General features: G+C 65.8%; 18 protein-coding genes. 11 read left to right on the top strand and 7 right to left on the bottom strand.

The window, feature by feature from the left end:
* Position 1: 1 nt before the first annotated feature.
* Positions 2–1,216: a hypothetical protein gene (locus NKG59_RS23755; protein ID WP_045206595.1), complete on the bottom strand. Its 1,215-nt coding sequence runs from the start codon at positions 1,214–1,216 to the stop codon at positions 2–4.
* 275 nt (positions 1,217–1,491) lie between these two features.
* Here NKG59_RS23755 and NKG59_RS23750 point away from each other — a divergent pair, with 275 nt between their 5' ends.
* From NKG59_RS23750 to NKG59_RS23735, 4 genes are all read left to right on the top strand, one after another.
* Entirely contained in the window at positions 1,492–1,701 is a 210-nt protein-coding gene (locus NKG59_RS23750) for a hypothetical protein (protein ID WP_253542096.1), read from the top strand.
* A gap of 44 nt (positions 1,702–1,745) precedes the next feature.
* A complete protein-coding gene (locus tag NKG59_RS23745) occupies positions 1,746–1,973 on the top strand; it encodes a hypothetical protein (protein ID WP_024977450.1) in 228 nt (75 codons plus the stop codon).
* Between the two features lie 336 nt (positions 1,974–2,309).
* A complete protein-coding gene (locus tag NKG59_RS23740; protein WP_045206594.1) occupies positions 2,310–2,732 on the top strand; it encodes a hypothetical protein in 423 nt (140 codons plus the stop codon).
* Positions 2,733–2,773: 41 nt separating this feature from the next.
* Positions 2,774–3,178 carry a hypothetical protein gene (locus tag NKG59_RS23735; RefSeq protein ID WP_253542094.1) on the top strand — a complete coding sequence of 135 codons (405 nt, stop codon included), beginning with the start codon at positions 2,774–2,776 and terminating at the stop codon, positions 3,176–3,178.
* Positions 3,179–3,220: 42 nt separating this feature from the next.
* Here NKG59_RS23735 and NKG59_RS23730 read toward each other — a convergent pair whose 3' ends face one another.
* The gene (locus tag NKG59_RS23730; protein ID WP_045206592.1) at positions 3,221–3,937 is read right to left on the bottom strand and encodes a glutathione S-transferase; all 717 of its coding nucleotides are present in this window, start codon (positions 3,935–3,937) and stop codon (positions 3,221–3,223) included.
* Positions 3,938–4,056: 119 nt separating this feature from the next.
* Between NKG59_RS23730 and NKG59_RS23725 the strand changes: the two genes are divergently transcribed.
* Positions 4,057–5,310, top strand: a complete 1,254-nt coding sequence (locus NKG59_RS23725; protein ID WP_253542092.1) for an MFS transporter — start codon at positions 4,057–4,059, stop codon at positions 5,308–5,310.
* A gap of 66 nt (positions 5,311–5,376) precedes the next feature.
* Positions 5,377–7,653 carry a mechanosensitive ion channel family protein gene (locus tag NKG59_RS23720; protein ID WP_253542090.1) on the top strand — a complete coding sequence of 759 codons (2,277 nt, stop codon included), beginning with the start codon at positions 5,377–5,379 and terminating at the stop codon, positions 7,651–7,653.
* 275 nt (positions 7,654–7,928) lie between these two features.
* Here the strand turns inward: NKG59_RS23720 and NKG59_RS23715 are convergent, their stop codons facing one another.
* Positions 7,929–8,975, bottom strand: a complete 1,047-nt coding sequence (locus NKG59_RS23715) for a porin (RefSeq protein WP_253542088.1) — start codon at positions 8,973–8,975, stop codon at positions 7,929–7,931.
* A 285-nt stretch (positions 8,976–9,260) separates the two neighbouring features.
* Here NKG59_RS23715 and NKG59_RS23710 point away from each other — a divergent pair, with 285 nt between their 5' ends.
* Positions 9,261–10,124: a MurR/RpiR family transcriptional regulator gene (locus NKG59_RS23710; RefSeq protein WP_253542086.1), complete on the top strand. Its 864-nt coding sequence runs from the start codon at positions 9,261–9,263 to the stop codon at positions 10,122–10,124.
* Positions 10,125–10,180: 56 nt separating this feature from the next.
* On the opposite strand, the gene NKG59_RS23705 is transcribed toward NKG59_RS23710, so the two are convergent.
* A complete protein-coding gene (locus tag NKG59_RS23705; RefSeq protein ID WP_253542084.1) occupies positions 10,181–10,957 on the bottom strand; it encodes a PepSY-associated TM helix domain-containing protein in 777 nt (258 codons plus the stop codon).
* A gap of 90 nt (positions 10,958–11,047) precedes the next feature.
* Positions 11,048–11,998, bottom strand: a complete 951-nt coding sequence (locus NKG59_RS23700; RefSeq protein WP_253542082.1) for a helix-turn-helix domain-containing protein — start codon at positions 11,996–11,998, stop codon at positions 11,048–11,050.
* A gap of 112 nt (positions 11,999–12,110) precedes the next feature.
* On the opposite strand from NKG59_RS23700, the gene NKG59_RS23695 reads away from it, so the two are divergent.
* Positions 12,111–13,031, top strand: a complete 921-nt coding sequence (locus NKG59_RS23695) for an alpha/beta hydrolase family protein (protein ID WP_253542079.1) — start codon at positions 12,111–12,113, stop codon at positions 13,029–13,031.
* A 12-nt stretch (positions 13,032–13,043) separates the two neighbouring features.
* Here NKG59_RS23695 and NKG59_RS23690 read toward each other — a convergent pair whose 3' ends face one another.
* Positions 13,044–13,841, bottom strand: a complete 798-nt coding sequence (locus NKG59_RS23690) for a MipA/OmpV family protein (RefSeq protein WP_253542076.1) — start codon at positions 13,839–13,841, stop codon at positions 13,044–13,046.
* Positions 13,842–14,043: 202 nt separating this feature from the next.
* Here NKG59_RS23690 and NKG59_RS23685 point away from each other — a divergent pair, with 202 nt between their 5' ends.
* Both NKG59_RS23685 and NKG59_RS23680 read left to right on the top strand, forming a co-directional pair.
* The gene (locus tag NKG59_RS23685) at positions 14,044–14,775 is read left to right on the top strand and encodes a response regulator (protein WP_045206826.1); all 732 of its coding nucleotides are present in this window, start codon (positions 14,044–14,046) and stop codon (positions 14,773–14,775) included.
* Between the two features lie 3 nt (positions 14,776–14,778).
* Positions 14,779–16,086, top strand: a complete 1,308-nt coding sequence (locus NKG59_RS23680; RefSeq protein WP_253542073.1) for an ATP-binding protein — start codon at positions 14,779–14,781, stop codon at positions 16,084–16,086.
* Between the two features lie 30 nt (positions 16,087–16,116).
* On the opposite strand, the gene NKG59_RS23675 is transcribed toward NKG59_RS23680, so the two are convergent.
* Positions 16,117–16,914: an AraC family transcriptional regulator gene (locus NKG59_RS23675; protein ID WP_253542070.1), complete on the bottom strand. Its 798-nt coding sequence runs from the start codon at positions 16,912–16,914 to the stop codon at positions 16,117–16,119.
* Positions 16,915–17,196: 282 nt separating this feature from the next.
* Here NKG59_RS23675 and NKG59_RS23670 point away from each other — a divergent pair, with 282 nt between their 5' ends.
* On the top strand, positions 17,197–18,288 hold the full coding sequence (locus NKG59_RS23670; protein WP_253542067.1) for an ABC transporter substrate-binding protein: 1,092 nt from the start codon (positions 17,197–17,199) through the stop codon (positions 18,286–18,288).
* Positions 18,289–18,930: the final 642 nt, after the last annotated feature.

Raw genomic sequence — 18,930 nt, 5'->3', positions numbered from 1 at the left:
GCTAGCGGCACTGGTCGACCGCGTTGGCCGGCTGCGTCTTGGCGGGGTCGAAGTGCAACTGCTCCAGCCCCTTTTCCGTCAGCGACATCCAGTCGATTGCGCCCGACGTGCGCAGCAAACCGGTGCTGCCCACCGGGCGCCATTGCACGCGCTTGCCGTCGGTGTTCAGCAGCGTGGCCGATAGCGTGAGCGAATCCGGCCCCGCCTGCAGTTGCAGCAGGCGGCCATCAGCGGCGGGCGTATAAGCGGTGTTCTGGTTCACGGTGATACCCGCTTCGCGCACCGTTGCCGGCATGCACGAAATGGATGCGCGCACCTTGCCCGTCGTGTCGATCAGATCGGCAAAGCCGTTGCCCTTGGCCACGCCCACCAGCAAGTACCGCTCGATCGCCGGCATCCACGTGACGCTGTAGGTGTAGTACTGCAGATGCTTGTGCAGAAGCTGCTCGCCCGTTACGCGTCCGCTGACCGGATCAAAGACGGCGATCTTCAGATTGGCCTCGGTCTGGCCCGGCACGAACTGCTGCCAGGCCAGCAGCGCATTGGTGCTGCCGCCTGCCACCATGGGCCACCATTCGCGCCGGCCATCGGCAACATCGACGTTATGCAGGCGGCGGCCGCGCCCGTCGTAGACCTTCAGGTAGACGCCGTTGCCACTGCCGAGATTGTCGACGCCGCCGCCGGTGATCCAGCCGTCGGAATAGAACACAACGAAGCGGTCGCCCACCGCCGTGATATGGCCCGAGTGCCCGCCGGATTCCACCAGTTGCGGATACGGCTTGATGGGCCGCAGCGCCGTGTCGTAGATGCCGAAGCGCTGGTTGACGTTTTCCGGCGCATTCCAGCCGTCTTCAAATGACACCATCACCTGGCCTGCGCGGTTACGGGCCACCGTCACGGGCTCCTGCGCTTCGGGCTTCTGGATGAAGATGCGCGGGGCATCGAGCACGCCCGTGTCGGCGTGCCATTGCGCGACATAGACATCGTGCGGCCAACTGCCGCTGCGATCGGCGCCGCGCGGGGGCAGGCCCGAGGCACTGAAGAACACGTTGAAGGTGTTGGCCGTTGCGGCAGGCACCGCGCCAACGCCATGCATGTATTGACGTGGGTCTGGGGCGCCGGCCGTCGCAACGGCGGGCAAGGCCAGCGCGCAGGCAACGGTCAGTACGGTACGGCGCAGGAAAGACAGTCGGGACACGTGACGCTCCATCTTCATCGGTGGCTCGGTGGCGGTTGCAGAACCGATTGGGCCACGGGCACCCGCCGAAGTTGCTGCGCGAATGGGGGAGCCCATTTGGCGGAGAGGCGCCGGGTGTCGCCAAGTGCAACGGAGGAGCCGGTTTACCCCCCGCCGCAGCAATCAAGTTTCGGCCCCGTGTGCCGTTCTTCACAAACAAGAGCGGAACCCATTCCGCCAATCCCTTCCCAGCGCGGCCAGAGTGGGCACAAGCCCGCCGCCCACCGCGCCAGAACCGACCCAACGAGAACAACATGACCCAGCGACTCGACGCCCGATGGCGAAGCGAAGTGACGGAGGCTCTACGTACCGTGGAAGCGCAGTTCGGCGTGGCACCGCAAAGCCTCCCTCGCGACACGCTCATCGCGGCCCTGACCGACGCGATCTGGGCGCAGCGTGCCGCCTATGCGCGTGTGCGCCGGACGCTCGTTGCGTGTCCTGAGCTGGCAGACGAATCGATGTAACCGGCGCACCGCGGTGCCGCCGCCATTTTGAAGAAGGTGATGTGATGCGGTACTGCGGATCGCTGGATCTGGACCATCTGCTGCGCCAGCCGTTTGCCCAACTCGGCCGGCTGGTGCGCGATGAAGACTCGGGGCAGCCCCTGCCTCCGGTGGAGGTGGCCGCGCGCGCGGTGTTGCTGCGCGCTGCCGGCTACGAGGTGATGCCCACCTGTGGGCACCATGACCGACGTGGCTTCTGCCTCGGCCACGCAGACCAGATCATCGGGATGTAAGCACCGCGCCTACGACGCATGCGCCACGTGCGCGCAGTCTTACGCACATGCTGTTGCGAACGCGCATCAGCGCATGTCAAAACAGCCTGATCGCGTGGTGTATGAAGCACCCGCAAAGCGTTGACTGGCGCACCTTTGCGGGCAATCCGTTGCCAAAAAGCAAACGGTAAAAATGACTTACATTCCGGTCCTTTTTCGGCCCATGGTTCTGGTGCATCCTGAACCAAGATAGATCGCACGGATGGCAGATTGTGCGACGTCGGACGCAACGTCAGGCCGGAAGTCGGAAGTGAATCGAATCGGCGACGCCTGCACTCTGGGGTCAGGGGAAACAACATGAAGACGCAATATCTCAGCAAACAAGAAATCTACGACGGCGCAGTCCGCCATCTGTTCGGACAGGGCGGCGCTGCCATCCTGCCGCGCGGCGGTGCGGCGTACCACGGCCAGGGCGGCCGCTGCTGCCCGATCGGCAACCTGATCGGCGTGCGTGACTACACGACGTCGATGGAAAGCGTGCCGGTGCGCTACATCCTTAAGCCCACCAACGAGATTCCGCGTTACATGGACGCCGGCGTCATGGCGTTGCGCCGCGCGCTCAAGCGCGCGCGCATCGACGTGGACGACCGCGACACCGTCGAGCTGCTCTCCAAGCTGCAGAACGCACACGACGTGTTCGGCACGTGGGAGTGGAAGGACCGCCTGCAGTCGATTGCGCGCCAATTCGGCCTGAGCGGCGCTCTTGTCGATACATTCTGACCGACCGGCCGGTCACAGATCACCCTATAGAAGGTGACACCATGAAAGGGAAGGGGACGTTCCTCGGCATCGAGGACATTTTTGAACGCGTGCGCGCACACCTGCTCGCACAGCAATGCCGCTCTGAAGACGCCGACGGCGAGCCGCGTTATCGCGGGCTCGACAACCGCCGGTGCGGCGTCGGCATCCTTATTGACGATGCGTTCTACTGCGCCGCGATCGAGCGCCTAGGCGTGAGCCTGCTGCGTGTGCCGAGCGACGATGCGCTCGCGTGTGCGCTGCGCTGCTCCGGCGTGAATGTCGATGACGACCAGGTGGTGGATCTGCTGATCGATCTGCAGGACATCCACGATCTGGCGGCCATCGAGAGCTGGCCCACAGCGTTGGAAGACATCCGCAGCCGGTTGCCCCGCCAGTTGCCCGTTACTACGCCGTTGGCGGCCTGAACGATTGAACCTCCATGCGAACCCGGCCTGCGCCGGGTTTTGTCATTTCAGCGCATCGAGCTCGGGGTAGTGGCGAAAGATGCCCATCGTGTTGAACGGAATGCGCCGCGGCGATTCCAGATACGCCGCGATGTTCGGCTGCGCCGCCACGCGATCGTGCAGCGCCACCAGATGCGGCAGCTCGCGCTCGTATCGCTGCATGTGGCGCGGAAACGCGTAACGCAGCCCCGCCACGATCTGGAACAGCGACAAATCCACATACGTCAGCGCATCACGCACGGCCCACGTCGGGCCGGCGGGGTTGCGCTCGAGCACGCGCTCGAAGTAATGCAGGAATTTTGGGGCGCGGTGGTCGAGAAAATCCTGCGTGCGGCGCTTCGCTTCGGGCCGCTGGTCTTCGTAGTACTCGCCTGACGCAATGGGGTGGTGCGTGTCGTGAATCTCCACCACAAAATCGGCAATCGTCAGTTGCAGGCCGTGCGTCCAAAGGCCGCCGGCTTCGTCGTGCGGAGCCAGGCCGTAATGCTGACCAAGGTAGAGCAGGATGTTGGCCGTCTGCGCGATCACCAGCGGGCCGGCCACCAGGAACGGCGGCGCGAACGGCGGCGTGGGAATGCCCGCATCGTCGAGAAACGCTTCGATGGCGGACGCATCTTCGCGGCCGAGGTCGGTGTAGGGCACGGCGGCCTGCTCCAGCGCCAGCCGGACGAATTCACCGCGGCCTTGGATTTCGGGCCAGTAGTAGAGCGTGGTTTCCATGGTCGGGCGGATAAGCGTGGTGGGAGCTGCGCAGCAAGAGCGATGCCGCATCGCAGCGGGAACAGTGCCTGCGAACGATAATAGGCGCTTGCCTCTGCGCTTGTTTCAACCCGCCCGCCGTGAACGCTCCACTTTCTTCTTCGCCCGCCATCGAACCCGCTGATTCTTCCCACTGGCTGGTCCGGGGCCACCCCGGTTATCTGCGCGCCAATCTGGCGCTGTTCGCGGCGGGCTTCTCCACGTTCTCGCTGCTGTATTGCGTGCAACCGCTCATGCCGATGCTGGCGCACGACTTTGGCCTCACGCCCGCGCAGACGAGCCTGGTGCTGTCGGTGTCCACGCTGCTGCTGGCGTTTGCGATTCTGTTTGCGGGGTTGCTGTCGGAGTCCATCCATCGCAAGACGCTGATGGGCGTGTCGCTGGTGCTGTCGTCGGTGCTCACGCTGGCCGCGGCGGTGCTGCCTGGCTGGCACGGGTTGCTGGCCACGCGGGCGCTGCTGGGTGTTGTGCTGGGCGGCGTGCCGGCGGTGGCGATGGCGTATCTGGCCGAAGAGGTGCATCCGCAAGGGCTTGGCATGGCGATGGGCCTGTATGTCGGCGGGACGGCCTTTGGCGGCATGGCCGGGCGCGTGCTGACCGGCGCCGTGGCCGACCATTTCGGCTGGCGTGATGCCATGGGTTTTACCGGCACATTGGGTTTGCTGGCGGCGCTGGCCTTCCTGTGGCTGCTACCGCCGTCGCGGCGTTTTGTGCCGCGCAAGGGTGTGGCGCTGGGCGATCTGTTCGACACGCTGGGCGCGCATCTGCGCGAGCCGGGCCTGCGTTCGTTGTTCGCCATGGGCTTTTTGCTGATGGGCGGCTTCGTCACGATCTACAACTACGCGAGCTTCCACTTGCTCGATGCGCCGTATGCCCTCAGCCAGACGGCGGTGGGCGGCATCTTCATGGTGTACCTGCTGGGCATCGGCGCTTCCGCATGGTTTGGCCGATTGGCGGATCGCCATGGCCGGGGCCGCATGCTGCTGGCGGGCACGGCGCTGATGTCGGCAGGCGTGCTGCTGACCTTGGCGAGGCCGCTGGCGCTGGTGATTGGCGGTATCGCGTTGCTGACCTTCGGCTTTTTCGGCGCGCATGCGGTCGCCAGCGGCTGGGTCGGGCGCCGTGCGCAGCGTGCCAAGGGGCAAGCTGCTGCGCTGTATCTGCTGGCGTATTACCTGGGCTCCAGCCTGATCGGTACGACAGGCGGCAAGCTCTACGCACCGTGGGGCTGGCCCGGGGTGGTGGCCCTGGTGATGGCCTGCATGGCATGTGCGCTCGGCACGGCCGCCTGGCTCTGGCGGCGGGCGCCTCTGCCACCGGGCGCCAAGCGCTGAGGTTGTGCGCCCGGGGAATTCGCGTATCGTGCCGTGGTCGATGTCTGCACGATCGCTTTCCCTGTCATGCGTACTCATTCTCCCTTCCTGACGCGGCGACTGTGGCCGCTCGCATCGTTCCTGCTTTTGCTGATGGCGTGCGTCGCCAACGTGGCCGACGCTGCCCCGGTGTCGTTTTCCAAGCTGGCCGGGCTGCCAACCTCCACCGCCAGCGCATCGGTGCCGGCAGCGGACCCCGCCCAGACACGCCAGTCGCTCGACACCGTCATCACGCTGCTCAACAACGACCAGCAGCGCACGGCCCTCGTCAATGAACTGAAGCAGTTGCGCGACGGCATGAGCGCGCAGCAGAAGGTGCAGGCCGAACAGGCGCCGGGCCTGTTGGGTGCGGTGGCGTCGCTCATCGAGAACGGCTCGTTGCAGGCCGATGTGGAAGCCGGCGCGCCGCGCTACTGGCTGCGTCGTATCGAGGCCGCCAGCGGCAACGCCGGCCTGCTCCTCTCGCCCGACAAACGCCTGCCGTTGGCCGCCGACTTTGCCAGCACCGTGGGCATCTGGGCCGCCATTGCCGGTGGCCTGCTCGGCCTGGGCTGGTTGATCCGCCGTGTGTTTGGCTTCACGGTGGCCCTCGGGCCGCATCCGACCACACGGGCGTTGCTGATCGACGCGGCGCGCAAGATCGGCCCATGGGCGATTTCCTTTGTCGTCATCATGCGGCTGGAACGCGATGCCTCGCCCGGCTTTGTCCTGGCGCTGGTGCTCGCCTACGCCATCGTATGGGGCGCGATCATTACGGCGGGCGTGGCGATGCTGTTCTCGCTCTTTTCCGGCAGCGCGCACCGGCGCGTCGCGGTGGAATACCTGTTCAAGCACGGTATGTGGCCAATCTTTCTGACGGCCAGTCTGGGTGCTTGCGGCGATGCGTTGGTTGATCCGCGTGTTGCTTTGGTGCTGGGCGGCTCGCTCAGTCTGCTGCTGGCCACGGTGTGCAACGTGGTGGCGTCATTGATGCTGGCGGTGGGCGCATTGTGGGCGCGCCGGCCGATTGGGCAGTTGATCGCCAACCGCCCGCTGGAGCTGCGCAGCGGCGAACACGCGGGCAACCAGGTCCGCCGTCTGCTGGCTGCGTTCTGGCCGGTGCCCGTGGTGGTGCTGGCGAGCGCCACCGTCGTGGCCACGCTGACGACGCCCGACAACGTTGACGTGGTGGCGCGCCGCGCGGTGATGACGTCGCTGCTGCTGGTGGCGGCGTTCTTCCTGTCGGCTCTGATCCGCCCTCGCGCGAACTGGCGCTCGCAACTGCGTCTGGCGCGCAGTTCGCCTTACGTGGAGCGGCTCAAGCATTTCGTTGGTGCGCTGATCAAGCTTGCCATCTGGATCGCCTTTCTTGAGCTGGTGCTGCGCGTGTGGGGCCACACGCTGGTGGAGGTGGCGCACAGCTCCGTCAACGGCAAACGCATCGCCGATGCCATGGTGGGCCTGATCAGCACCGTCTTTGCCACCTGGCTTGTCTGGATCCTGCTCGACACGGCGATCCTGCGGGCGCTGTCGCCGGCCTCGGCGCGGGCGCAGCCCAGCACGCGTGCGCTGACCATCCTGCCGCTGCTGCGCAATGGCCTGAAGGTGACGCTGGTGGTGACGGCCAGCATTGGCGTGCTGGCCAACCTGGGTGTCAACGTGACGCCGCTGGTGGCCGGCGCCGGGGTGATCGGCCTCGCGGTGGGCTTTGGCGCGCAGTCGCTGGCGCAGGATTTCATCACAGGCATCTTCATCCTGATGGAAGACACCATCAGCGTGGGCGATACGGTGGACGTGGGCGTGGCTACGGGCACCGTCATCAACCTGACCATCCGCACGGTGCGCCTGCGCGATGGCACAGGTGCGGTGCTGTCGATTCCGTTCAGCCAGATCAAGACCGTGCGCAATCTGTCGCGCGATTATTCGTTCGCCGATTTTGAAGTGCGCGTGTCGATGGAGGCAGAGCCGCAGCAGGCGATCGATCTCGTGCGCGCGGCGGCTGATCAGATTGCTGGTGAGCCGCGCTTTGCCTACACGCTGCTCGGCGGTGCGGAAATTTTCGGGCTGGACCGCTTTGAAGGCGGCGCGATGATCGTCAAGGGGCGGTTCAAGACCCGTCCGCAGAAGCAGGCTGACGTGCTGCGGGCGTTCAACGTTGTGCTGAAGGATGCGTTCGACAAGGCGCACGTGCCGCTGGCGGCGCCGGGGACGGTGTTGCGGACTTCTGCGGCGTTTGAGGAGTGGATGACGCGGGTTGGTGGGCCGGATGAGGGAAAGGTGCCGCGGGCTGCTGATGAGCCGCCTGCTGCGGGAGCGCCGGCTTAATGGCGTTGCTGGTCCATCCCTCGTATCGTCCCCTGCCGGGGCCGACTCACTTTTCTTTGTCTTGCCAAAGAAAAGTAAGCAAAAGAAAGGCGCGCCCGAGATGGCGAAAGATTCCTTGAATTTATGTCGCAGAGAGGGAGCGCAGGCAACTCGCTTCGCTCAAACAGGCCTGCACTCTTTTTCCTCTCTGCAACAGAAATTCAAGGCGCCATCTAGGGCAGGGTACGGCCAAACCGTCTGGGCGCGTGTGTTTGCGCCCAGGCCGGGTCTTCGTTTTAGAACCCGTGGCGCATGCCGACCATGACGCCGGTCTGCGAGGCCTTGGGCAGAGCGGCTGCCAGGACGGTGCCGGCGTCCTTCTGGTGGGTGTAGTCCATGCCGACGTACAGCCACGTGCGCTTGCTGACCACGTAATTCATGATCGCGTAGGCGGTGTAGCGCAGGCCGTCGGGGTCGCGCTGGCGCGTGGCCATGCCGCCCACCACCAGGTTGTACTGACCGCTGAAGTCGTACTTCACGCCGCCCAGGATGAGGTCGTTCTTGGTGGATGTGCCGTCGCGGTAGTTGATGTAACCGAGCATCAGTTTGGCGGGGCCGACCTGTACGCTGCCGCCGGTGGTCCACGTGCGGGTGCCGACCGATTGCAGGTCTTTTTGCTGCTCCCACGCGCCACCGAACGCGAACGGGCCGCTGGCGTAGTTGAGCGACAGCGCGCTGTAGTTGCCTGCGGAGAACGCGCCGGCCTGTTCGCCCATGCCGACCATCACGCCCGGGCGCCAGCCGTTGAAATCTCCCACGTACTTGACCGAGTTGTCGATGCGCACGCCGGTGGCGGTCACGTGCCAGGCCGTCGCGCCCAGGTTGCCGATGGAGAGCGCGTCGTACTGGCCGGCCGTGTTGAAGACGAGGTTCTCTTGCCGGCCGAACGTCAGCGAGCCGAACCCGCCTTCCAGCCCGACATACGCCTGGCGCCCGAACAGGCGCGAGGCGGCAGGCGTGGTGGGCTTGTAGCCGCCCAGGCCCATGTCGTTGGTGGAGCCCACTCCAGTGTCCGGCGCAAATCCGCTGACCAGGTGGAACACGGCCTTCAGCCCGTTGCCCAGGTCTTCCGACCCGCGAATGCCGAAGCGGCTGCCGCTGTAGTAACCGCCCGCCATCTCGGCCTTGCCGTGGCCGGCGGCGTCGTTGTTGGTGCTGTAGCGCAGGCCGGTTTCCATCACGCCGTACAGCGTGACGCTCGATTGCGCGTGCGCCGCGCCGCAGGCAAGCAGTGCTGACAGTGCAACGGCCGATAGCGGAATGGAACGGATCGAAATGGTCATGTGGCTCCCTTGTTGTCGTGACGACTGTTGTGTTGGCCGGAATGGGATTTCCGGCCTGGCTCGGGGGCCGACTCTCAGGCAAGTCTGCGCTGTAAGGGTTGAAGTTACGCATGCACCGGCAAAACGCCGCACACGTCGCGCCGGCTGGGGCGTTGCCCGCTGAAGGGGCGCTGAGCGTAAACCGCCGGCTTACAGATTCTTGGGGGTTTTCCCTCGGGCGGGCGGCGTGCTGCGGGGCTGCCGCTACACTGGCGACGCTGATTTCCTTATGCCGCCCACGTACCCATGCCCTCGTTCTCCGTTCCCGTGCTCAACGCCCTGCGTGACAAGCTGCCCGCGCTTTCGCCGGCGCAGCAGGGTGTGGCGCGGTTGATCCTGGAAGCGCCGGAACTGTCGCTCGAACAATCCGTGGAGACGTTGGCCGTGCGCGCCGGCGTGTCGATGCCGACCATTGTGCGGATGTGCCAGGCGCTCGGCTTCGAAGGCTTGCGCGAGTTCAAGGCCACGCTGGCGGCCGAACTGGCGCACGCGCAGCCGACGCTGCCGGGCCATGTCGGCCGGGCCGACCCGCCGGCACTGGTCGCCAGCAAGGTCATTGACGGCGCCACGCGGGTGTTGACCAAGCTGCGTGAATCGCTGTCCACCACGCAGGTCGACGCCGCCGCCGAACGCATCGCCCGCGCGCGCCGCGTCGATTGCTATGCGGCCGGCGCGGCCTCATCGTTCATGGCGAACGACATGCAGGCGCGGCTGATGCGGCTGGGGCTGGCATCCAATGCTTACTTTGATGCGCATCTGCAGCTCGTGTCGGCCGCTATGCTGGGCGCGTCCGACGTCGTGGTGGCGTTCTCGCACGTGGGGCGTATGCCGTATCTGCTCGAGTCGATCGCCTATGCAGCGGAGCAGGGTGCATGTGTGATCGCCATCACCCAGGCGGGCACACCGCTGGCCGAGCGCGCGCAGATCGCGCTGACGGTGGACGTGCCGGAAGATGCGGTGATGCGGGTCGGCACCGAGGCGTATCTGGTGCACCTGACCGTCATCGAAATCTTGATGACCTGCGTGGCGCAACGCCGCGATGAGATGGTGCGCTCCCGCATGCGTGCGATTCAGCGGCTGCTCACCGAGCGCAGCGTCGACCGCCCGTAAACGGCGAAGGCGAAAAAAATGGCGCCACGCAGGCGCCATCCTTTGCAATGCGGCATTCAGAGCCGCGAGATCGCTAGCCCGATCGCCAGCAGACTCCCCAGCCCGAAGATCGTCCAGCCGACCGTGCGGCGCTTGGTGGTCATGACCCACAGCCACAGGCCCGAGATCGACAGGAAGATCAGGCAGCCGGCCAGCGTATCCACCAGCAGAATCCACGGCACCGTCATGCCGACGCCCTTGTGCAGGCTCATCAGCGTGCCGAGGAAGCCGTTGTCAGTCTGGCGGATCGATACCGAGCGGTTGCCGGCCCAGTATTCAGCCTGGATTTGCGTGGTCGCGCTGCCGAAGTTGAAGGTCCATTGCTCGGGCTGCATGAGCGGCTTGGCGGCGGGTTCGCGCGGCGCGCCGGCGTTCTTCTCGTCCGGGGCATCTTCACCGTTGGCAGGGCGCTCGGCCCAGGCTACCGGCTTGGCTTTTTCCACGCGCGTGCGGGTGGCGGGCTCCGGAATGTTCAGCGTCTGCTGCAGCCAGGCACCCATCGCTTCCGGCGTGGCAGGCACGGGGTCGGGCAGGGCGATCTGCGTATTGGTGCGCTGTTGCGCCACGGGCAACTTCAATACCGCGCGGTGATTGAGCCAGATGCCCGACACACCGAAGATCAGACCCATCACCGCGCCCCACAGCCCGAACCAGCCGTGCGTCTTGCGCAGCCAGCGGACGATCGTGGCGCGGCGATTGGCGGGATGTTCAGCCTTGGCCTTCGCGGGGCGCGCGTTGGCGCCCGGATTGGCGGCGGGCTCGGCCGAAAGCGGGGGATGGGACAGGTCGGTCATGAAGCACAAAACGGCGCAAGGGCCGCCGGAGGGAGGCAAATCGACCGGCCAATATAGATGAGAATGATTCTCGTTGCAATCAGGCGAAACTTACAGCGTAATACGCTCCAGCGCCCGCCGCGACGCCTCATCCGCTGGATAGAAACACTCGATGCGCATCTCCTGTAGCCCCGCATCGCGCGGGGTGCCCAGCGTGGTGAGCGTGGAGAACAGCGAGATCGTCACGCCGTCGCGCTGCAGCGAAATGGGCAGGAAAGGTGGTGGATCGCCGGCATCGTGTGCGGGCGCGGGGGTTGCCGGCGCGTCCGCCGCATCGAACAGCGCCGGTTGCATCACGCGGATGTCGTGCAGCAGCCGCTGCGTGGCGGGGTCGATGGCTTGCAGCGCCAGCTCCTGCCGCACGCGCCGGGCCAAGTATTGGCCGACGACATCGCGGTTGGCGATGGCCGGCCACAGCGCAGTCGGGTCGAATACCAGCTTCATCATGTTGACGGCGCCCGGTGCGCCTTCGGACCGGTCATCGCCGATGGCCCAGCGCATCAGGCGGCGATGCGCGGCATTGGCATCGAGCACATGCCAGAAACGGTCGAGCACGATGGCCGGATACGGCGCCTGCTTATCAAGAATCAGCTTCACGGCATGACGCACCGCCTGCATCATCGGCGAGGTCTCATTGGCCGGCGTGGCAAGGCCTTGTTCGGAATAAGCGGGGGCGAAACCGGCTGCCAGCAGCATCTGGTTGCGATGGCGCAGCGGCACGTTCAGCTCCTCCGCCAGTTGCAGGATCATGTTCCGGCTGGGCGCCGCGCGCGCGGATTCCAGAAAGCTCACGTGCCGTTGCGACACACCCGCTGCCAGGGCCAGCGCCAGTTGGCTATACCCGCGCCGCGTGCGCCAGAAGCGCAGCAACTGCGGAAAGCGCGACAGCGCTGCTTGCGGCGGCTCGATCGCCACTTGGGCGGCTTCGGCGTCTTCAAGCATGAGGGTGTCGTCGGTGGCGGACGAAGACGAGGATGAGGAGGCAGGCTTGGCGGATGTCATGTCACCTATTGAAGCAGAGTCAGGTAGCTGCCGCGATTACCTGTCGCGTAATTGTGACCGTACGCCGCGGCGCCAATACTGAGCCCATCCCAAGACCCCGAGCGGAGTGCCCATGCAGCGCGAACCGATCGACTACCCCGCCGATGCCCTTCCCACCCGCGACGACCACGTTCGCACAGCCGACGGCTGGACGCTGCCTGTGACCGTCACCAGCCCTGGGCTGGGCGCGCACGGCACGGTGGTGATCTGCTCGGCGCTGGGCGTGCCGCGCCAGTTCTACGCGGCGTTTGCGCGGGCCCTGTGCCTGGCAGGCTGGCGCGTGGTGACGTTCGACTACCGCGGTATTGGCGAGGCGGCCGCGACCGGCCCCGGCACGCCGCGCTTTGCCGATTGGGGCCGGCAGGACATCGACGCCGTTCTGAAATGGGTGCACGACACGCTCGTCCCCGAAGGCTGCAGCGGCCGCAAGCTGGTCGTGCTCGGCCACAGCGCGGGCGGGCAACTGGCGGGGCTGGCACCGCACATCGTGCATGCCGATGCGTTGGCGCACGTAGCGGTGCCGCTGGCAGATGCGCGGCTGTGGCCGTGGCGCGGGCTGCTGACCCGTCCGCAATTTGCATGGCTGCTGCGTGTGCGGATTCCCTTGGCGGTGGCGCGCGTGCGCGGCGGCATGCTGCCGCTGGCGGCCGTCGGCATGGGGCCGATGTCGATTCCGGCCGCCATCCTGGGTGATTGGGCGCGCTTTGCCCGCCGGCGCGGCTACATCTTCGCGCGGCGTGCGGGGCTGGATATCTCGCGTTACCCGAGGATCGCCGTGCCGCTGCTCGCCTGGGGTTTTGACGATGACCCCTTGGCACCCGCTAACGCAATCGATGCGCTGGTCGCGCAGTTTCCCGCCACGCGCGTGACGCGCCGACAAGTGGGCGGCGCAGCGCTGGGCGCCAAGGGCGTCGGCCACATGGGCTTCTTCCGGGCATCGTCCGGTGCGCCATGGTGGCGTGAAACAGTGGCGTGGCTCGATGCCCTCGTTTGAGCTGGGGAGCGCTTAGAAGGTGTAGACGACGCCCGTGCCGCCAAAGTAACTCTGCTTGTTCTGCACAATCGGGCTCTTCGCCGCGTTGCCCAAGAGGTGCGAGGTGCCGATCGCCGTCTGCAACGCCCAGTGGCGCGAAAACTCGTGCGTCCAGGCCACCGTGAGCGTGGCGGCTTGCAGGCCGCTGCCCGCGCTGTACTGGGCGAAGCCGCTGTTGGCCGATTGCTGCGGCGTCACCCCGAAGTACGTCTGCATGTACTTGCTGGAGCCGAAATGCAGGCTCGGGCTGACGGTGATCTTGTCGCTGCCCCAGCTCACGACCGGTGCCGCCACGTCGATGTGGCCCGACCAGCCGCGCTCGCGGTTGGTGATGGGCACTTCCAGCGTGGCGCTGCCCGTGGTGTCGCCGATGAGCTTGCCGCCCACCGTGACCACGCCCAGCAGCGAGCCCTTGACGGTGCCCATGCCCTTGAGGTGATCCGAGCCGGGGCGGCCGTAGCGGTTGGTGTCGGAGCGGCCCGGGTCGTACGACAGCGCGGCCGAAGCGAACATGCCGTTCAGGAAGCGGATGGCATAACCCGCGCCGCCCTGGGTCGGGTCGATGAACCAGCCGTTGCCGAAATCTGCCCGCAAGCCGGGGCCGGCCGTCACGGCGTACTGCTTGCTGCCTTGATAGCGCGGCGCCACGCCGGCGTTGAGTGACAGCGAATACGACGCATCGTCGGCATACACCGAAGACGGCGACAGCCACATGCCCGAGAGCACGGCCAGATAAGCGACGGAAAACCGGGGAGAGAGACGATTGAGCACGTAGGACCTCTTGTTGGACCTCTTGAGAGAGAGCCCGCAGTCTGGCGAGATGCCACGCGCACGTCTGTCTGGAAATTGCCGGGAAGTTGTGCGCAATTGTGCGTGAGTGTCTGCAAGTTTCTCCGCCCCATCCGCTCGCAAGGCCATCGCCGTACACTGCGGGCCAACACAAGAAGAAACGGGGGTACGAGCGATGACCGCGATGACCGACGCGCCGCTCAAGACCAAGGTGCTGCTGATCGAAGATGACGACCGTCTCGCGCAGCTGGTCAGCGAATACCTGGGCAACTATGAATTTGCCGTCGAAGTGGTGCGCCGTGGCGACATTGCCGTGGCTGCCGTGCGCGAACACCAGCCTGCGCTGGTGATCCTCGACCTGATGCTGCCGCACATGGACGGCATGGAAGTGTGCCGGCGTATCCGCGCGTTCTCGCGCGTGCCGGTGCTGATCCTGACCGCGCGTGTGGATACGTACGACCAGGTGGCCGGGCTGGAGATCGGCGCCGACGACTACGTGCTCAAGCCGATCGAGCCGCGCCTGCTCGTTGCCCGGGCCCGCGCGCTGCTTCGCCGTTCGGTGCCGGCCATGTCGACGTCCGAGCCGGTGGCGCCGCGCGACGACACGCTTGTCTTTGGCGAACTCGCCATCTCGCCACCCAACCGCGCCGTCACCTGGCGCGGGCAGCCGGTCGACCTCAAGACGGCGGAGTTCAACCTGCTGCTGATCCTGGCGCGCGCCGCCGGCACCGTGCTCAGCCGCGACGACATCCTCAAGCAGTTGCGCGGCATCGAGTTCGACGGGCTGGACCGTACCGTCGACTCGGGCATCTCGCGCCTGCGCCGCCGCTTTGGCGATGCCTCGCCCGAGCCGCACAAGATCAAGACGATCTGGGGACGCGGCTATCTGTTCAGCCCGTCGGCGTGGGAGGACTGAACCATGCTCAAGTCGTTACTGAAGCTGTATGCAATGGTTGTTGTGGCGGCCGCGCTGGCGCTCATCGGCGTGAACAAGTCGTTCGTGTGGATGTTCCACGACACGCTTACGCACGGCGAGCGCGAAGTGCGCAAGGGTTACGCCTTCGTCCTGCAGGAGTACCTCGACCACGCCGATCGCGCCGATCCTGCCAGCCGCGATGCCGCCATCGCGCGCTTGAACAAGAACGCGTGGGAGACGTTCGACATCATCGATGCGGATACCGTGCCGGATTTCTCGGCGCAGCAGCGGCGTGATCTGGCTGAGCACAAGCTCGTGCTGATGACCAACGGCAAGGATTACTACTTGCCGCTGCGCGACGGCACGGTGCTGCACGCCCACAGCGAGGACATGGACTACCTCGGCATCCAGTTGATCGCCTATTCGCTGATCGCCATTGCCGCGCTGCTGCCGCTGCTGCTCTGGGTCTGGATGCATTGGCGTGACCTGCGCGTGCTGGAAGATGCGGCGCGCGGCTTCGGCGCTGGAAAGCTGGCGACACGCGCCAATTTGCGCAAGCGCTCGAACGTGTATGCACTGGCGCGCCAGTTCGATGAGATGGCCGAGCGCATCCAGGGCTCAATCCAGCACCAGCGCGAGATGATGAACGGCATCTCGCACGAGCTGAAGACGCCGATTGCACGGCTGGAATTCGGCATCGCGCTGCTGCAGTCGCCCGAGTCGGAAGCACAGCGCAACGTGCGGCTCGATGCGCTGCGCCGTGACGTGCGCGAACTTGATGAACTGGTTAGCGAGCTGCTCGCGTTGAGCCGCCTGGAGCAGGGCGCCACGCACCTCGTGCTGATGCGCGTGGCCCTGGGAGAATGGCTCGACAGCGTGGTCGCCAGCGTCGCCAACGACGTGGCCGATCGCCAACTCACCCTGGCCGTGCATGCCGATGCCGCCCCCGCCCACCACGTGTGCGACCCCCGCCTGCTGGCGCGTGCGCTGCTCAACCTGATCCGCAATGCCGCGCGCTATGCCAGCAACACCATCACCATCCGCGCAGAAGCGGGCCCGGCCGGTGCGCTGCGCCTGACGGTGGAAGACGACGGCCCCGGCATTCCAGAGCCGGATCGCGCGCGCGTGTTCGAGCCGTTCCTGCGCCTGGATGCCAGCCGCGACCGCCACACCGGGGGCTTCGGCCTGGGGCTGGCGATCGTGCGGCGTATTGCGCTGGTGCATGGTGGCGAGGTCCGCCTCGATGCGGCAGCGGCAGGCGGTGCGCGGTTTGCTGTGCTGCTGCCTGCGATGGAAATTCCGCCGCTGTAGGCGCGGCAGGACCGTCTCCATTTTGGGGGGCTAGGCGTCGTCGCCGCCCGGTCGATGCAGAAACGCGCTCGGGCTGCTGCCGAACGCCCGGCGGAACATCGCAGAGAACGCGCTCTGGCTGTTGTAGCCAAGCTCCTGCGCCACGCGCGACAGCGGCATGCCCTGCGACATCATCGGGATGGCGCTGGCCAGCACGGCCTGCTGGCGCCACTGTGAAAAGCTCACGCCCAGCTCGTCTCGGAAGCGCCGCGCCAGCGTGCGGGCGCTGGCGCCTACATCGCGGGCGAGCGCGTCGAAGGTGAGCGGGGTGCCGGGGTCGGCCATCACGCGTTCGCACAGGGCGCGCAGGCGCTTGTCGGCGGGCATGGGCAAATCCAGCGGCAGCGGGGCGCTGCGGCGCAGCTCGTCGAGGATGAGCATGGCCAGCGCCTGCTCGCGCGCGGCCGGCAGCGGCTGGCGCACGTCCATCGCGGCAATCAGCTCGCGCAGCAGCGGCGACACCTCCATCACGCGGCATTGCGCCAGCGCGCCGGTCACCACGGACGGGTCGGCATACAGCGTGCGCAGGAAGGCGGCTTCGACCACCCACACCTCATGCTCGATGCCGGGCGGAATCCAGATCGCCCGCGAGGGCGGCACCACCCAGGCGGTGTCGCCGGCCTGCACGCGCAGCACACTGTTGTGGCTATACGCCACCTGCGCCCACGGATGCGTGTGGCGCGGAAACCGCGTGTTGGCGTCCATCTGCCGCGTGTAAAGCCGCACCGGATGCGCCGCTGACGGCGGCGTGCGGCCTTCAATATCGGTTGGCAGGATGCGCTGTGGCATGGCGGGTTTGCGACAGAAACGGTCGGGCCAGTGTAAATGCGCCGACAGGACTTGTCGAAGCCAGATGTCGATGGCAGGCTATCGCCCGGCGCTGGAGATGTCTGGCGTCACACAACAAAGCGGATCGCTCAAGCGGTCTCGACAAAAACGCCGTTGCCCACGAGGCACGCGGCGACATGGGTGCGAACAATGCAAACGGGAAATCACACGCGTAGCCGGGGGGCGCGCGGGGCGATGGGATGGTTGCGGCCGTGGGCCATGCTTGCCACGTGTGTGGCATGCATGGCTGCGTTGACAGCGCCGGCCGCCCGCGCCGACATCAGCATCATCCAGTCCTTGCCGCTGTCCGGTACACAAGCCGCGACGGGGCGGGCGCTCAATGCCGGGGCACGCCTGTATTTCGACTGGCTCAACCTCGACGGCGGCATCAACGGCGAGACCATCCGCCTGGTCGCCCGCGACGATGAGCAGAAAGTCGAGCAGACCCTGCGCAACGTGCGCGACATGGCCAAGATCGACAACCCCGTGGCGGCGCTCACCGTAGTCGGCACTGCCAACGTGGAAGCGCTCATGCGCAGCGGCGTGCTGGCTGACGCCAACCTGCCGCTGGTCGGGCCCGCCACGGGGGCCTCCAGCATGACTCGCGATCCGTTGGTCTTCCCCATCAAGGCCAGCTACCAGCAGGAAATGGACAAGATGGTGGGGGCGCTGGTCACCATCGGCGTCACGCGCATCGGCGTGCTGTATCAGGACGATGCGTTGGGCAAGGAAGTGTTGGCCGGCGTGGAGCGCACGCTCAAGCCGTACAAGCTCACGATTGCTGCCACCGCCTCGTACCCGCGCAATACGGCCTCGGTGAGCGCCGCTGTCGACAAGCTGCTCGGCACCGATGTGCAGGCCATTTTCCTGGGCGCCACGGCGGAGCCCGCCGCACAGTTCATCAAGCAATACCGCGCGCGCGGCGGCGGTGCACAGCTCCTGGGGCTGTCGTCCATCGACCCGGGGATTCTGCTCAAGGTGGCCGGCATTGATGCGGTGCGCGGCTATTCGCTGGCGCTTGTGATGCCGAACCCGGGCAAGGGCGTCAACCCCCTCATCCGCGAATTCAACCGCGCACGCGCCGCCGTGGGGGCCAGAGATGTCGAACTTTCATTCCGGGCGGTGGAAGGCTTTGTCGCAGCCAAGGTGCTGGCCGAAGCCGTGCGCCGCGCGGGCCCCAAGCCCACGCGTGACCAGGTGCGCCGCGAGCTGGCCCACTTGCGCAATTTCGATGTGGGTGGCGGGTTTATGGTGGACTTTTCCGACCGTACGCGGCCCGGTTCGAACTATGTGGAACTGGGGGTGGTGGGGCCGAATGGGCTGGTGATTCAGTAAGGCTGGGTCTGTGCAGCTTGTTGTGCCGAATGGCAGGTTTGGAAGTTTGGAGGAGCGGGGATTTCTTTGTTGGTGGTGCATCCCTTGTTTCATCCCCTGCCGGGGCTGACTCACTTTCTTTGGTCTTGCCCAAAGAAAGTAAGCAAAGAAATGCGCGCCCGAGATGGCGAAAGATTCCTTGAATTTATGTCGCAGAGAGGGGAAGGGAAAAACTCGCTTCGCTCAGACAGTTTCCCTTCCTTTTTCCTCTCTGCAACAGAAATTCAAGGCGCCATCTAGGGCAGGAAAGTCAAAGGCAAAACCATCTCAACGCAGGCCTAAACGACAAGGCCAACCTCTCGACGGGTTGGCCTTTTTCTTTTGACGTTGAGCCCTTGATGGCGCCTTGGATTTTTGTTGCGGGAAGGAAAAAGAGGGGAGGCCTGTCTGAGCGCAGCGAGTTTGCCTCCCCTCCCTTCCCGCGACACAAATCCAAGGGGAAGTCGCCATCTCGGGCGCGCCTTTCTTTTGCTTACTGAATCGCCCCGGCCTCGGTAGACACCTGCAAGCCTCAAACTAGAGGTTAGACAGGAGAAGCAATGAGCGCACAGAGATACGCCGAGGAATTCAAGATCGAGGCAGTGAATCAGGTCATGGACAGAG

The sequence above is a fragment of the Ralstonia chuxiongensis genome (assembly GCF_024158925.1).
Lineage (GTDB): Bacteria > Pseudomonadota > Gammaproteobacteria > Burkholderiales > Burkholderiaceae > Ralstonia > Ralstonia chuxiongensis.
This window is presented reverse-complemented; position numbering and strand designations above follow the sequence as displayed.

Excerpts from the sequence above, each read along its gene's own strand:
- NKG59_RS23750 (WP_253542096.1), top strand. The coding sequence starts at position 1,492 with ATGACCCAGCGACTCGACGCCCGATGGCGAAGCGAAGTGACGGAGGCT.
- NKG59_RS23670 (WP_253542067.1), top strand. The coding sequence starts at position 17,197 with ATGGCTGCGTTGACAGCGCCGGCCGCCCGCGCCGACATCAGCATCATC.
- NKG59_RS23745 (WP_024977450.1), top strand. The coding sequence starts at position 1,746 with ATGCGGTACTGCGGATCGCTGGATCTGGACCATCTGCTGCGCCAGCCG.
- NKG59_RS23715 (WP_253542088.1), bottom strand. The coding sequence starts at position 8,975 with ATGACCATTTCGATCCGTTCCATTCCGCTATCGGCCGTTGCACTGTCA.
- NKG59_RS23740 (WP_045206594.1), top strand. The coding sequence starts at position 2,310 with ATGAAGACGCAATATCTCAGCAAACAAGAAATCTACGACGGCGCAGTC.
- NKG59_RS23730 (WP_045206592.1), bottom strand. The coding sequence starts at position 3,937 with ATGGAAACCACGCTCTACTACTGGCCCGAAATCCAAGGCCGCGGTGAA.
- NKG59_RS23735 (WP_253542094.1), top strand. The coding sequence starts at position 2,774 with ATGAAAGGGAAGGGGACGTTCCTCGGCATCGAGGACATTTTTGAACGC.
- NKG59_RS23705 (WP_253542084.1), bottom strand. The coding sequence starts at position 10,957 with ATGACCGACCTGTCCCATCCCCCGCTTTCGGCCGAGCCCGCCGCCAAT.
- NKG59_RS23685 (WP_045206826.1), top strand. The coding sequence starts at position 14,044 with ATGACCGACGCGCCGCTCAAGACCAAGGTGCTGCTGATCGAAGATGAC.
- NKG59_RS23695 (WP_253542079.1), top strand. The coding sequence starts at position 12,111 with ATGCAGCGCGAACCGATCGACTACCCCGCCGATGCCCTTCCCACCCGC.
- NKG59_RS23755 (WP_045206595.1), bottom strand. The coding sequence starts at position 1,216 with ATGAAGATGGAGCGTCACGTGTCCCGACTGTCTTTCCTGCGCCGTACC.
- NKG59_RS23700 (WP_253542082.1), bottom strand. The coding sequence starts at position 11,998 with ATGACATCCGCCAAGCCTGCCTCCTCATCCTCGTCTTCGTCCGCCACC.
- NKG59_RS23675 (WP_253542070.1), bottom strand. The coding sequence starts at position 16,914 with ATGCCACAGCGCATCCTGCCAACCGATATTGAAGGCCGCACGCCGCCG.
- NKG59_RS23710 (WP_253542086.1), top strand. The coding sequence starts at position 9,261 with ATGCCCTCGTTCTCCGTTCCCGTGCTCAACGCCCTGCGTGACAAGCTG.
- NKG59_RS23720 (WP_253542090.1), top strand. The coding sequence starts at position 5,377 with ATGCGTACTCATTCTCCCTTCCTGACGCGGCGACTGTGGCCGCTCGCA.
- NKG59_RS23680 (WP_253542073.1), top strand. The coding sequence starts at position 14,779 with ATGCTCAAGTCGTTACTGAAGCTGTATGCAATGGTTGTTGTGGCGGCC.